Here is a 14,003-nt window from a genome sequence, read left to right as displayed (position 1 = left end):
GTTACAATGTCCTCTAGATCTTCTACGTCGAAATTGAACTCAACTTCATTTAAGTCCATTTCCAGTTTTCTCATGTTTTCCATAATCTTATCCCCCTTTCGTTTATTAATAATTTGATTTTCTTAAAGCCGTACAATTTGGATTAGCTGCACGCACAACCAAATCCGCTACCTGGAGTTACTACATCCTCAAGGTCCTCTACATTGAAGTTGAATTCAACTTCATTTAAATCCATTTCGAGTTTTTTGATGTCCATATTTTATATCCTCCTTTCGCAAAAGAATATATTTTAAACCTAAAAATTAAGGTAGTCCTTCCTGATTAACCACTTGTTGTTTCTTTTAGACTCTTCATAATATAATTCTTCTATTAAAAATTGTTGAGACAATCTGTCATTGTCCTTTTTTGTTATCCCGTCTTTAAGAGAGTAGTTTTTACCCGCATTTTTGGCTGCTTCTAAGTATCGCTTAACTATTTTTTCAAATCTTTCTTCATCAAAAAGAGTTCCTTGTGTACAAAAAATTCTATCGGCCTTATCTCCAAAAAGTATTCTTAATGTTTCATCCACCGGTTCATAGTTGTTTGTGCGATGAGGGTAACCGCAAGTTGATATAAATACCTCTCTGCGATTTAATAACTTTGGATATCGACTAGACTGAATGTAGTAATCACCTTCCCTATGTTTTTGCCATGTGTACAAGGGAAAGGTTCTCTCAATAAATTTTTTCATAGCAGCAGGAAAACTAAAGAAAAGCAGTGGAAAACTCCAAATTACTAAATCACTGTCTATATACTCTTTAAGTAAATCCCGCATATCATCTTTTTGTATACATTTGCCTGATGCTTCTTCGCACCAGCAGTAGTAACAGCACCTACAATCATTTATGTTCTTATCATAAAGTGTTATTTCATTTACTTGTATTTCTTCTCTTATATTTATATTTTGGTTTAACCCCTCAATAAATGAATTTGCAATCTTTAAACTTCTACTGGCTTTCTTTTTTATACTGCAGTTGAATAATAATATTTTCATAGTTGCACTTCTTTCCTGCAATTTATGCAAACAATCCCCTGACTGATACTAACAGTCTGTAAGGTTATTAATTTAACTATTTTTTGTTTAAAATGGTACTTATTGTCATCAGTTTTATCGCTTGATAGAGTTGTTATGATTTTAAATTCATCATTGAATTTTAAAGCACTAATATATCTGCATCGTATTTTCTTAATTTTTAACCTTGTATTTTCCCAGCAGTCAGCACCTAGTTTTTCCGTCCAGTACATATAAAGCGCCTGTTCATACCATTCAATATATCTGGCATTGTGCACTATTTTATAGGCATCACAATCAAATATCCCGGTAGTCATTTCGACTTCAAAATCCTTCATTTTCATCTATCTCCAGATTGTATTTTGAAAATTCGTTTTGAATATCTTTTATAAAATAAATTATTCTATTGTACATATCATTTGGCATATCTTTAATTAAGCCCGATTTTTGTCCTACAAGACCAATTGTGGTATCACACTTGTAAAAAACAGTCTTACAATCCTTTGAGGTTATATAATGATGAAACACACAATACGCAGCTATCGGCATTTCTAACCATGTATGAACCAGAATCTCTGTTCCGAACCGTATCTCTTTATATGACTCCAAGCTATTTTGAAGAACAGGCATAGTATAGTATTCTTCAGTGTCATTTGGTTGTTTATCGAGTGTTGTCTGACTCCTATGCTCCGGTAAAAAATATCCCTGTATTCCGGCTATCAGGCTAATCTGAAAACGGGCATCCTCAAACCAGCACAAACAGCTAGAGTTCTTGACCGTTCCAAAATAATCACATTCCGAAAAAGTTACTGTATGTTCAATACAATGTGTAGATATCAGCATCATATATCACTCCCAATTCATAAAGAACTTCTTTATTTCCACAGCAGTTATATTCTTTAACTCACAGGCCTCCGATTCGCAACATATACTTAATACCTCTTTATCAGACAATAAATTCTGATTAAGATAAAGCTTTTTTCCATCCTGGTCAACACTATTATATAAACCGCCGGAAGCAGTAAGTGCGAACGGTAATTCCATACCTATACCTTTCAGACCACAGCCCAGATATTTCAGCCAAGCCTCCTTTGCACTCCACAGCATCCTAAATCGACCTTTCATTACCTCCGGATTATCTGCACTCTCCCCTACAAGCCACGCCTTCTCCTTGTCCGAGAATTTATCAAGTACCTGGCATGGGTCTGAAACAGATTTACATTCAATATCAACCCCAACACTCGTGTAAGAAGTTGCTAAACAAACCCAAGGGTAACTATGGCTTATGTTAAAATGAATATTACTGTTTAATATATAGGGCTTGCCATATTTTCCAAATTGTATTTTTTTATCCTCCTTTATACCTAATGGGTACCCAACAAACATAAGGAAAAGAATCCATCCCATTAAGCTAAGGTTCCTATTAGTTTTGTGCAGGTTTTTTTCTATCTTTTGCCGGCAAGAGCCCGGTAGCCACGTGCTTTTTGATTTATAAAAATGCCACTCTTTATCATTAAACTCTCTGACATCCAATAAATACACTACAACCTTATCCCCTAGTGAGGTTTCCATTGTTACTCCTATCCCACCGCTCGTTTGTCAAACACTTTAGCCATTTTTCTAAGCATGATAAATACTCTTCCGAAATTCTCTTTTTATCACTATCCAAATATATAGAGTCGGCAAATAGGAAGTAAAGTGTCATACTGTCTTTATGTTCAGTAATCTGAATGTACAAAGGGATTGACTCGGCATATTGGCCGATTTCCACTGCACACAAATCACCTTTTCCTTGTGGCAATACACTCCTATAGTCTGTATGGTAATTTATTACAACTTTGAAGTAGTCTCCTTTAAGCCTCTCCTCAAAATCTTGCATTAAATAAAAATCATGCATCCCTAAACCTTGATTTTTCAATGTCTGGTCCAGTAGTTTTTGTTGAATTAGTAACTTGTCTTGTACAGATTGATTACTGTGGAACATAAAACGAAGAGGTATTAATTCTGCAAATAAACCAATACTGTTACTAACTCCTGACAACTGCTGCATTCGCCCGTGTTGAATTGTTCCAATACAAATATCCGACTGCCCCGTACTTTCATAAAGAATCTGTGCTAATACTGTAGATGTAAGATTAAATAAGCTTATTTTCATTTCCTTGCATATTTTTCTCAAAACTATAATTTCATCATTGTTTAGTTCATGCTTTATACCTGAAAATGTTTCATCCTTTTTAATTTTCATCCTCTTATTTTCCCCATCTCCGGGGAATCCAACGGATTTTGGGCGATTTTGCAGGTACTTATTCCAAAACTCTTGCAATAATGCATTATCAGACTTAACTAACTCTTTTCTATATTCATAAAAATCATAATTGTACGGTGGTAGTTGCATATTGTAATACAGCATAAATATTTCATTTAAAAATATAGATAATGACAAGTAATCAAATATCCCATGATGAAAATTTAATAAAATCTCCTGATTTTTATTTCTGTCCTCAAAGAGCAAGACCTGGAATAATGGCAACTCTGTACAAATAAATCTTCTTATATAGTCATAAAAGTCTACTTTCTCTATATCATCTACTACAAGATAGGAATAGTCAGTTACTGCCTTATTTTCACTTTTTATCCATACATTGCCATTATTTGAATAAAACCTGCTGCGTAAAATACGATGTCTCTCACTCATACTCTCTATAGCTGATTTAAATTGTTCATTTTCTAGGTAATTGGAATGTGAGACACGGTACACTACATTAAATGGTGGAAACTTTTTAGAAAATTTATCAAAACTTTTATTCTTGTATAGCTGATTTTCGCTTCGTAATATTTTACATTGAAATTCTGTAGCTTTAACCGCTTCTTCTTTATTTATTATATTACTCGTATCAGAATGTGATTTGTTTAACTCACTTTGAATTAAATTTCCTATTTGCTCAATTGTTTCACATTCGTAAAGCAGGCTATTATTCAGTACCACACCCCACTCTTGATAAATCCTGGTATTTAAAACGAATACCTCCAAAGAGGTCGCTCCTTGTTCAAAAAAATTATCCTGTATAGAAACAGCCTCGTTATTCAAAACGTTTCTGCAAAGTTCAAGAATATTTCTCTCATCCTTACTGTTTGAAACACTTTTTTTAAATTCTATTCTGCTCAGTAAATCTGCTTTATCAAGTTTACCGTTAGTATTGGTAATAAATCTTTCAACCTGTACAAAAAGTTTAGGTAACATATATTCAGGAAGGTACTCGCCAAGCTTTTTGTTTATAGTTTCTTCATCTACTCTCTGACCCCTGTAAAATGCTATAATCTGCTTCTGACTGTCTTCATCCTCTTTGGCCAAAACATGTACTTCTTCAAATAGTCCGCAGTTTACTAAAACATTTTCTATTTCACTCAGCTCTATTCTATGACCTCTTATCTTAATCTGGTCGTCATTTCTGCCAAGACATATAAGCTCCCCGGTGTCATCAAATTTACCACAATCATTTGTTTTATACATCATATGCCCGGACTCAAGAGTATCCTTAAAAAAGGATTTTTGGGTTAAGTCCTCTCTGCCTATATACCCCAGAGATAAGAAACGGCTAGCTGTGTAAATCTCCCCAATCTCACCTTGGTCAAGGGGTTTTCCATATTGGTCCAATATGTAAATTCTATATTCATCAAGAGGCTTACCTACACTTACATGCTTTATTCCGGAAATATCCTTACTGTTATATACCTTTGCATTGCAATACACACACACCTCTGTGGGGCCATATGCATTAATTACATTATCCACCTGTCCACTGGATAACAACTTTTTTAGTAAAGCTAGTGAGAGCGGTTCTCCCACAGATACAATATTTCCGGGTAAGAATAGTTTTTCTCTGTCATTTTCAAAGTACAACAATATATGTTTTAGGTGAGTAGGCGTTATGTCGCACATATCCACCTTCTGATTTTTCCAATACTCTATGAGTTGCCATTGGGATCTCTTTACTTCATCAGGAACTAATACAACACAATGACCAAAAAACAGCGCCATATACATCTGTACCACACTTGGGTCAAAACTAAATTCACAGAGAATACCTATTTTTATATATTCTTTAGTAATTGTTTGGAGCTTCTCAATACTTGCATCTTCCGGCAGTCCAAAAAATCTGCTGTAGCAAGCGCGGGCAATATGCACCACACTTGATTGTAAAACCATAATTCCCTTTGGTTTACCCGTTGATCCGGAAGTAAACATAACGTAAGCCAACTTATTTCCTCTTTGTTCAGAAATATTTTCCGAAACAGGGGTTTCCTCCATAAGATTACTTATCAAATTACATAAAGGAACTTTTTTAATATTAAAATCTAACGTGTCCATTCTGTCATTTGAATCAGATATAAATATTTCTGCCCTTCCATCTTGAAGCATACTTATCATACGCATTTTTGGAGAAGTTCTGGCAATAGGTAAAAATGCGCCTCCTGCTTGATATATAGCCATCATTAATAATATTAATTCTCTACTTTTAGGAAGGTCTACAGCAACTATTACCTCCCTATTCCACCCCTCAAGTTTAGATAAACGTGAAGCTATTCTCAAAGACATTTCATACATCTCTTGATAAGTTAAAGTTCCGTCAGCGTCTGATATAGCAATATTATTCTTGTACTTATCAACAGCTGTTCTGAATGTACCTGATATTCCAAGATCATAATATTCCTCGTCCTGCATTTTCTTCCCCCCACTTTTGGTTATTAAGCAGTTAGACCGCCATCTACAACAATAGTTGCTCCATTAATATAACTGGCAGCATCAGAAGAAAGGAATACTGCTGTTTTGGCAACTTCATGCGGAAGTCCTAATCTTCTTAGTGGAATGTTTGTACTTATATCTTTTAAATTCTTGATATTACTTGTCATATCAGTTTCTATATATCCAGGAGCAATTGCGTTTACTCTGATATTTTTCATTCCTAATTCTTTTGATAGAGCTTTAGTAAAGCCTATTATTCCAGCCTTTGCAGCGCAATAGTTCGTTTGCCCTTTAACTCCTATAATTCCGGCTGTAGATGATATATTAATAATGTTACCCTTTCGGTTTGAAAACATTGACAGTGCTACTGCTGAGGTTAAAGCTGCATTCCCAAATAGGTTTGTCTTTATCACTGACTCCCACTTTTCTGCGCTTTGCATTAAAAATAATCCATCCTGTATAATTCCTGCATTATTTATTAAAATATCAATTGAGCCTTCTTTATCAACTATTGTCTGTGTTACAGACTCACACTCCAAGGAATTCGTAATATCTGCTTTAATGCCCTGAATAAATACTCCGTCATATGTCTCTTTAATCCTTTTTTCAACCTGTTTTGCTAAATCAGAATTGCTTTTGTAGAGAAAATATATTCTGCAATTTTCACCTGCAAAGGCTTCACACAGTGCTTCGCCTATTCCTCTGCTACCTCCGCTTATTAAAACGACTTTTCCCTTTAATCCTAGTTCCATTTTATTACCCCTGTTATCATATTCCCCAAATCGTTATACCCATTTACAAGAACTGTTTTGAGGTTTAGTGACTCTGTTTTAGTTGTAAATCTGCCCTTACTGTCTATAACTCCCTCAGACGGAGGTAGCATCTGTTTTTGGAGGCTGGCTACAGCAACAGCACAATTTAACATAAAACTACTTCCAAAGTTACTTCCAAAGATACCATGTACAGAAACCATTTTGGCATCAGGAATTAATGAAGATACCGCTTTATATTCTGCATTATCCAGACCGGGATTCCCGCAAGAACACATAATTACTGCATCTACTTGACTCGCTGCTACTCCTGCTTCAGATAAAGCAAGTTTTATTGTTTCTTCAAAATCCTCAGGTGAGAAGTGAGATAGTTCAACAAAACTATTTACATCATATGCGGAAGTCATATTCTTCATTTGACCTTGGGCAAGTGTACTATTTATTTTCTTTTTTCGTTTTATTGACAAACCGGCTAAAACACAGCCTTCCTTTCCGGTATGTACAGCATCACTCTCTAAAACCAAGCTTACTGCCTGTTCACGAATTACCATTCCCTTTGCAGCCTCTAATATACCGGTGAAATGCTGATCATCACCCTGTAGGTAGTCAAACTGTCTATAGAAATTCAGGTTATCGTCTAAACAAATATTGTAATTACCAACAAGAATCCTTTCTGCATCCTCTTGCTCCAAAATCATTGATGCAACCAATAATGGCTCAGTAGAGGGCAGCATTGTACTTGGTCCTTTTAGACCATACTTCATAGTAATTCCTGAAATCAGCGAATTCCCAACAGAATATGTAAAATTTATCGGGCTAACATCTTCTATACTCTTTTGATATAGGCTGTTTAAAACAGCCAGAACACTCTCATAGCTTGCATTGGTTGTAGAAAAAACTGTGCCAAATCCGTATGGGTCAAAGGATTCTTTTGCAAGCCCGCTTTTTTCCATAATCGAAGTAGCAGAAAGATATCCTAAGGTAGAGGTTCTATTCATTCTACGAACATCTTTTCTGTAGGGGCCTATTAATGCTGCAAAATCAAATTGCCTCTTTGAAACCCAATTCTCTTTTGGATTGAATAATGTATCTGTTATATCACGGCCTATTGGTATAACGGGACTTTGTATGTCAAAATCATTTATCCAGATTTTATTACAACTCATCATTCTCCTCCTTTAAAATATAGGTAAGTTTACATTTTGCAACAACCTTATCGTCCACCCTACAAACTGACTGAATACAAATGTAATTATCAACCATTTCTATCAGTTTTGAAGAAATCACTATTTGGTCTCCCGGATAAACAGGCCTGACAAATTTAACATTATCTACTTTTATAAGGTATCCATATTTAGGTTTAGTTTCTTCTTTACTAAAATCTATAGTTATAAAAGCACTAGCCTGCCCCATAGCCTCTATCAGCAGTACACCGGGCATTATTGGGTGGTTTGGATAATGGCCTTGAACCCAGGGTTCATTATAACTTACATTTTTAATAACCTTAGCTGATTTAAGGTATTCAAAGTCTATTACCTTGTCTATTAAAAGAAACGGATATCTGTGTTTCATAATTTCGAGAATGTTAATCTTCATATTCCTATCTTTCTCCTTCTGATACGCCTAAAGTTGTTCAACTCCGATACATGCCATATTCCCGGCAAAAGCAAATGAATTAGATAAAAACAGGTCGTATTGCCTTGATTTCGATTTATCTGTTACAAGAGTCATAATTTTATTATCATATTCCATAGGGTTTTCCACCGAAATAGAGACCGGCATAGTACCCTCTTTAAGTCCTATGACAGAGCACACAAACTCTAAACTTCCTGCTGCACCCAGACAATGTCCAATCATTGACTTTGTTGATGAAAACCAAAGATGATCTATTTTATGAGTTTGGCTGAGTAATTCCATTGCTTTGATTTCCATGGCATCATTGACAGAAGTAGAGGTACCGTGAGCATTGATATATAAAGATTTTCCCTGTAAGCCTTTTATTTTTTCCAAAACTTTATTCATACAGAAAAATGCACCTTTACCACTGGGATCAGGGGCAGTTACATGGTAAGCCTCATTCATCGAAGCAAAACCAAATATTCTTCCGTAAATCTTTGCACCCCTTTGTAGGGCTAAGTCTTCACGTTCAAGCATTATAAAAGCAGCGCCCTCGCCAATTGTTATGCCCTCACGGTTTATATCAAAAGGTTTACATGGTGTTGTACTTAAATTTTCCAAGGAATTAAATCCTGCCAAGCTTAAATCACTGAGTACATCTATACCTGCTGTAACTGCCATATCTGCACGACCGGTCTCAATCATTCTTACTGCCTCTCCAATAGCAAGGGTTCCTGAGGCACATGCCGCATTTACACCCATTACGTTGCCACTTATTCCGAGGATATTACTAAAATGATAAAAGCAATCAGCAGAATTAAAATCCAGCATGCTACAGTTACTTTTTATGTACTCACCGGGATCGTATGTAATTCCTGTATAATCGAACCCATACTTAATTCGCAATAGTGGCTCTAACCGCAGACTTCCAAGATTAGCTGAAGCCAAGCTGAAAACTGCCCGTTCCTTGAGTTTTTCAATATACTCTTTACTTATTTGAGCATCCTCAAGCATATCCGCACAAGCCCGTTCCCCGATTTCCCTGAACTTTGATTCCCATCTCAAAGGCTTATCCGTTACTATTTCACCCGCATACTTTGTCATGTAATTAAAATCTTTCATTACTGAGCTTTCACGAATGCCGGTTACTCCCGAAATACAGTTTTGATAAAAATCTCTGGCATTTTTACCATTTGGAGCGACGGCACCCACTCCAGTAACCACAACAGATACCTTTTTGTTTGACATACTAACCCTCACATTCTTTTTCATGTAAATGATTATAAACTGCCTCTGCCAATGTCCTTACCGACTTATACGCTTGCGGTTCTTTCTCTGCATCAAGTTTTACATTATATAAGTTTTTGATTCCAACCATAATTTCTAATCCGTCAACAGAGTCCAGCCCCAGGTTAGGTAGGTTTTTATGTTCTTCATCTATTCCTTCAACCTCGAAAATAAGGGCATCTACATCAATATCCTCCGGCTCACAGGATAACATTAATCTATCCTGTATCATCTCCCTGATTTCTTTCATCATCTTTTCTAATTCTTCTTGCATCTTAAATACCCCCTAAATATTCATCAGTTCCATTGTCAATATTTTTTCCAGACTATAAATTTGCTCTAAAGCACTAAGAAAAATATCACTTTTTTCTATAACAGAGCCTTTAAAATATCTGATTTTAAAGGTTATTATTTTCCATTTGTCTTCCAAATCATTCAGAATTCTGACCAGACTTGTCCACTTTTCCCGTTCAATTATTTTCTGTTCAAACATGTCTTTCAAAAATTTTATGTAAAGACTTCTAAAGCATGTCCCATTGAGCTCATCCTGTCGTCGTAGCATTATGCTATTCATTTCAATTGTAAATGCAAGGTACTTTTCATGGCTTAGAGAACCCATTTCTGCTCTTTTGCGGATGGACATTAAGAATTCATGTATTGTCTTCATGCTTTCCAAAGGCCCATCCTTTTCATTCATATATTTACCTTGTTCTGATAGTGATTTTATATATATGTCAGAGCTAATTCTTACTAGTTGTTCTTTTTTTGTGAGTTTTTCAAAAACATACCATCTGGGCTTCTTTTCTTCATCATACTGCTTTTCAAACATGGCCTTATACATCTGATGCATATCAATCTTATGTATGTCATTTGAAACACTATCTAAAACAGTCAGTTCTTTTTTATCTAAATCATAACCTAAAACGATGACCATATGATATTCATTATGATTTCTCTTAATATTGGTGAGATAAGTCATATAGTATACATCGCATTGTAGTAAAACTGGATGACCCTCTGCCACTTTTTCAATTATCTCCATATGAAATGGAATCTGTTCCATTTCAATATTAGGGTTATATTCAAAGGTTTTTTCTTCACACAAAGCCCCTATAGTGCTACAACATTTCATCTCAGCTTCAAAATTCCTGCCTGAGAGGGCCATTAAATCAAAGCCGTTGTAATTTACCTTCTGAATCAAGAAACTTAACCCGTTACCTATACCAAATATATCCTGTGTGGTAATTTTGTAGCCATAGTGGTTAAGCATGAGACAGAATGCTTGTGTTCTGCAATCTCCCAGTTCTCGGGGTGTTACAATCTTGCTAAACTCTAAATCTATCCTTGTAGGAATATTATGCGTCAGCATATTCTTCCATCCTCCAGATATATTTTTTGTGTACCATAATCTGCATACTTCGGGGAATGTGTAACCATTACAATGGTTATTCCCGTCTGTTCGTTTATTTGCTTAAAAATATCCATAACTTTTTTACTGTTGACGGAATCCAAATTACCTGTAGGTTCATCTGCAAATATTACCTTTGGATTAGTATAAAGTGCCCTGGCAATTGCAACACGTTGTTGCTGACCACCGGAAAGCTCATATGGATACTTGCTTCCATACTGTTCCAAACCTACTAATTGCAGCATCTTTTGCAAACGGGAATCATCCAAGGGGTTTGTCATAATCAATGAAGGCAGTAATACATTATCTGTTACGCTCATCTCTGTCAGAAGATTATAAAACTGAAAAACAAACGCCATATCTTTCCTTCTGATTAATGATAGTTTTGCATCATCCATTTCAGATATATCCTCATTATTAAACAGTACTTTTCCCTCTGTTAATGGTTCCATACCACTAAGTAAATACAATAGTGTACTTTTCCCTGAACCTGAAGGTCCGGTAATAGTTACAAATTCACCTGATTGGATAGATAAGTCAATTCCTTTTATTATCTCTGTTTCAACAACCCCTGCTTTATATATCTTCTTTAAACCTTCTGCTCTAATTATCTCCATTTTACTCTTCCTTTCTTCCTACTTCTTTAATTCCTCAATAATTTTGTCTCTTGATATCCGACTTGTTTTGCATGCTAATACTATATTAATTAACATCATAGCTATAACAACAAGGAGCATTGCTAAAAATACCTCTGCTTTCATACTTAGCTTAATTGGCAGCTCCACTAACTCCATAAGGTTTTCCAATGGTTTTTTGACTATCCAGAGAATCAGTATTCCCGCTAAATATCCAAGTGTGCTTATGATAGCTATCTCAGAAATAAGCATTCTTAATATATGCTGTCTGCTATACCCATTTGAGTAAAAAATAGCAAATTCTTTTTTTCTCATTATATAACTTAATTTATAATTGCTATATATTCCGGTTATACTAGCCATTCCAACCAATGCTGCAAAAGATAAAAAGAAGATAATAATCTGCATACCATTGGTTATGTCATTTTCTTTCATTTGTGAAACATCTTTATATCTGTAGTTTCTATTATAAAAAATATCTTCGACGGATTTTTCCAGGGATTCTGTATCTTTGCATTTTATGTAAACCCCATTCAGTATACTACCTTCACAAAAATCGCTGTCATGTCTTGAAATGTACACCATGTCCCCCAGTTCCTGTAAACTTGGGGTCATAGCAACAATAGTAAAGTTTTTATCTATTTTACCGTCGTTCAGTTTAACTTTGTCACCAAGTTTAAATCCAAATCGATTACAAATAATTTTACTCATAATCACATTTTCACTCTTATTAAACATAGCAGGCTCAAAGCCATCTAACCATGTTAGCTTCAAGTTGAAAAAGTTTTTATCATAAGTCTCAGGATCATCTATACCTATTACACTTACCTGGCGTTTTTCGTCTGAATTAATAATGGTTACTTTCCCGCTGTAGTATGTAAATGTGTCTGTAACACCAGGTGCCGAGCTAATTGCGGCCAGCTCTTCCTTTTTGAAGGTTCCATCATCTAACCTGACAAAGGCATCAGATCTATAGTCTTTATAAAAACTTGTCATAGCCGAAAGTACTGAAAATATTAATACGCCAACTATAGTTATAAATAAAGAAATAGTTGCAGTAAGTTTAAGGGTTTTTCTCAAATAAATATTAGTTCCCACATTTTTCGAAGAAATACGCAATAACCCTTTACCTGTTTTTTCCTTTATTCTGTTCTTAAAAGCTGTAAAAATAACCTTTACACTTTTAAGCAACACAAAGACTAAAGCTACAGAATAGAGTAAAACCACTGCCACTCCCCAATTTGAAATCCAAAATCCCAAAATAAACAATAATACAAGAAGAGTAGGATATATTAAAGCATATTTGCTATTACTTTCTTGCTGCATACTTTTTGATACATCTTCAAGAATTAAGCTTCTATCAGATTTTTTCAACAATTGTTTAACCGGTTTGACAAAACTTATTCTTGAAATAAGTACAGTTACACCTAAAGTTATTATTATAGAAACTATCAAAAAGACTATATCAATTACTACAAATGGATTTGGTATTCCTATGCCAAACTTAGCAAATAAGATTACCAATGCCAATCCGATACACATACCTAAAATGCAACCTGTCAGAGAAATGTTTAACCCAATCCTTGAAAAAAGACTCACTATATTCTTTTTCTCTGCACCATTGCTACGGAGGGTTCCTATAAATTTAGAACGTTCCGTAACATATATCAGCCCGGTTGATTTAAGGATATCAATTGCTATCAATAGGATAAATATGAAAATCATAAAATCTATGCCATAATAAGTTGCCATATTAGAAGAAATATACTCAGGGTCAATCGCATCTTTTATGTAAAAGGTATCTTTATTCTCTTCTAATTTCTTTATTGTATTGCTATCCTTTTGAATATCATATAAAAAACAGAGGGTAATTGATTCAGGGCTTATTTTAAGAGTGTCGTATAAAATACCGGGATTACAAACAACTAAATTCTCATTGGCCTTAACAAAGTAATTGTCTTTTGGGGCGATTACAGCAGTAGCTGACAACTTTTGGCCAAATAATTCAATGTCGATTTTACTACCGTCAGATATATTGAGTCTTTCACCAATTTTAGGAGATACTAACACTTCATTATCTTTTAATGCAGTTGGGAAAGAAACCTCTCCTCGTTCAGTGTATGTATTACCAAACACCTCAAGGAAAGTACTGTATTCAGTTCCCCATACATTAATCTTTGTATTTTTTTGTCCCGCTATACTTGCATTAAGCGACAAGACATCGAGCTTTTTACCTTTGTCTACTGCAAATTTATTAAACAATTCATTAGCTGAATGTGTAACAATATAATTTGCTTCCCCAACTGTTGTTTGTCTCAAGTCCTGTTTTATTGATTCTTCTAATAAGGGAAGGGCATTTAATGCTGTAAACAAAGTCAAGCTTGTAACAACTACCGTTATCCTGCATAATAAAAGCTTATAATCTTTTGCTCTCTTGTTCTTTAATAATACTTGTAATATTTTTTTCAATTTTAAATTTTCCTTTCCTCAA

13 protein-coding genes are annotated in these 14,003 nt (G+C 34.8%); all 13 read right to left on the bottom strand.

The window, feature by feature from the left end:
- Positions 1 to 295: 295 nt before the first annotated feature.
- From K412_RS0111870 to K412_RS0111810, 13 genes are read right to left on the bottom strand one after another with little or no spacing between them, the layout of a single operon-like run.
- Complete coding sequence (locus K412_RS0111870; RefSeq protein WP_024833313.1) at positions 296 to 1,033, bottom strand: flavodoxin family protein; 738 nt, start codon at positions 1,031 to 1,033, stop codon at positions 296 to 298.
- The gene (locus K412_RS0111865; protein WP_024833312.1) at positions 1,030 to 1,389 is read right to left on the bottom strand and encodes an acyl-CoA thioesterase; all 360 of its coding nucleotides are present in this window, start codon (positions 1,387 to 1,389) and stop codon (positions 1,030 to 1,032) included. Before K412_RS0111865 ends, K412_RS0111870 begins: the two co-directional genes overlap by 4 nt.
- Positions 1,376 to 1,897: an acyl-CoA thioesterase gene (locus tag K412_RS0111860; protein ID WP_024833311.1), complete on the bottom strand. Its 522-nt coding sequence runs from the start codon at positions 1,895 to 1,897 to the stop codon at positions 1,376 to 1,378. Before K412_RS0111860 ends, K412_RS0111865 begins: the two co-directional genes overlap by 14 nt.
- A gap of 3 nt (positions 1,898 to 1,900) precedes the next feature.
- A complete protein-coding gene (locus K412_RS21370; RefSeq protein ID WP_024833310.1) occupies positions 1,901 to 2,623 on the bottom strand; it encodes a 4'-phosphopantetheinyl transferase family protein in 723 nt (240 codons plus the stop codon).
- Positions 2,601 to 5,774 carry an amino acid adenylation domain-containing protein gene (locus K412_RS0111850; protein WP_024833309.1) on the bottom strand — a complete coding sequence of 1,058 codons (3,174 nt, stop codon included), beginning with the start codon at positions 5,772 to 5,774 and terminating at the stop codon, positions 2,601 to 2,603. Before K412_RS0111850 ends, K412_RS21370 begins: the two co-directional genes overlap by 23 nt.
- A gap of 23 nt (positions 5,775 to 5,797) precedes the next feature.
- Positions 5,798 to 6,547 (bottom strand): 3-oxoacyl-ACP reductase family protein, encoded by a 750-nt coding sequence (locus K412_RS0111845; protein WP_024833308.1) that lies wholly within the window; start codon positions 6,545 to 6,547, stop codon positions 5,798 to 5,800.
- Positions 6,538 to 7,731 (bottom strand): beta-ketoacyl synthase N-terminal-like domain-containing protein, encoded by a 1,194-nt coding sequence (locus K412_RS0111840; RefSeq protein WP_024833307.1) that lies wholly within the window; start codon positions 7,729 to 7,731, stop codon positions 6,538 to 6,540. Before K412_RS0111840 ends, K412_RS0111845 begins: the two co-directional genes overlap by 10 nt.
- A complete protein-coding gene (gene fabZ, locus K412_RS0111835; protein WP_024833306.1) occupies positions 7,721 to 8,161 on the bottom strand; it encodes a 3-hydroxyacyl-ACP dehydratase FabZ in 441 nt (146 codons plus the stop codon). The genes K412_RS0111840 and fabZ overlap by 11 nt, the downstream gene beginning before the upstream one ends.
- A 27-nt stretch (positions 8,162 to 8,188) precedes the next feature.
- On the bottom strand, positions 8,189 to 9,430 hold the full coding sequence (locus K412_RS0111830) for a beta-ketoacyl-[acyl-carrier-protein] synthase family protein (protein WP_024833305.1): 1,242 nt from the start codon (positions 9,428 to 9,430) through the stop codon (positions 8,189 to 8,191).
- A 1-nt stretch (position 9,431) separates the two neighbouring features.
- Positions 9,432 to 9,743 (bottom strand): acyl carrier protein, encoded by a 312-nt coding sequence (locus tag K412_RS0111825; protein ID WP_024833304.1) that lies wholly within the window; start codon positions 9,741 to 9,743, stop codon positions 9,432 to 9,434.
- Between the two features lie 12 nt (positions 9,744 to 9,755).
- Entirely contained in the window at positions 9,756 to 10,838 is a 1,083-nt protein-coding gene (locus K412_RS0111820) for a BtrH N-terminal domain-containing protein (RefSeq protein ID WP_024833303.1), read from the bottom strand.
- The gene (locus tag K412_RS22200; RefSeq protein WP_024833302.1) at positions 10,832 to 11,494 is read right to left on the bottom strand and encodes an ABC transporter ATP-binding protein; all 663 of its coding nucleotides are present in this window, start codon (positions 11,492 to 11,494) and stop codon (positions 10,832 to 10,834) included. The genes K412_RS0111820 and K412_RS22200 overlap by 7 nt, the downstream gene beginning before the upstream one ends.
- 18 nt (positions 11,495 to 11,512) lie before the next feature.
- Positions 11,513 to 13,981, bottom strand: coding sequence for an FtsX-like permease family protein (locus tag K412_RS0111810; RefSeq protein ID WP_024833301.1), 2,469 nt, complete (start codon positions 13,979 to 13,981; stop codon positions 11,513 to 11,515).
- Positions 13,982 to 14,003: the final 22 nt, after the last annotated feature.

The sequence above is a fragment of the Ruminiclostridium josui JCM 17888 genome (assembly GCF_000526495.1).
Classification (GTDB): domain Bacteria; phylum Bacillota; class Clostridia; order Acetivibrionales; family DSM-1351; genus Ruminiclostridium; species Ruminiclostridium josui.
This window is presented reverse-complemented; position numbering and strand designations above follow the sequence as displayed.

Excerpts from the sequence above, each read along its gene's own strand:
- K412_RS0111870 (WP_024833313.1), bottom strand. The coding sequence starts at position 1,033 with ATGAAAATATTATTATTCAACTGCAGTATAAAAAAGAAAGCCAGTAGA.
- K412_RS0111865 (WP_024833312.1), bottom strand. The coding sequence starts at position 1,389 with ATGAAGGATTTTGAAGTCGAAATGACTACCGGGATATTTGATTGTGAT.
- K412_RS0111860 (WP_024833311.1), bottom strand. The coding sequence starts at position 1,897 with ATGATGCTGATATCTACACATTGTATTGAACATACAGTAACTTTTTCG.
- K412_RS21370 (WP_024833310.1), bottom strand. The coding sequence starts at position 2,623 with ATGGAAACCTCACTAGGGGATAAGGTTGTAGTGTATTTATTGGATGTC.
- K412_RS0111850 (WP_024833309.1), bottom strand. The coding sequence starts at position 5,774 with ATGCAGGACGAGGAATATTATGATCTTGGAATATCAGGTACATTCAGA.
- K412_RS0111845 (WP_024833308.1), bottom strand. The coding sequence starts at position 6,547 with ATGGAACTAGGATTAAAGGGAAAAGTCGTTTTAATAAGCGGAGGTAGC.
- K412_RS0111840 (WP_024833307.1), bottom strand. The coding sequence starts at position 7,731 with ATGAGTTGTAATAAAATCTGGATAAATGATTTTGACATACAAAGTCCC.
- fabZ (WP_024833306.1), bottom strand. The coding sequence starts at position 8,161 with ATGAAGATTAACATTCTCGAAATTATGAAACACAGATATCCGTTTCTT.
- K412_RS0111830 (WP_024833305.1), bottom strand. The coding sequence starts at position 9,430 with ATGTCAAACAAAAAGGTATCTGTTGTGGTTACTGGAGTGGGTGCCGTC.
- K412_RS0111825 (WP_024833304.1), bottom strand. The coding sequence starts at position 9,743 with ATGCAAGAAGAATTAGAAAAGATGATGAAAGAAATCAGGGAGATGATA.
- K412_RS0111820 (WP_024833303.1), bottom strand. The coding sequence starts at position 10,838 with ATGCTGACGCATAATATTCCTACAAGGATAGATTTAGAGTTTAGCAAG.
- K412_RS22200 (WP_024833302.1), bottom strand. The coding sequence starts at position 11,494 with ATGGAGATAATTAGAGCAGAAGGTTTAAAGAAGATATATAAAGCAGGG.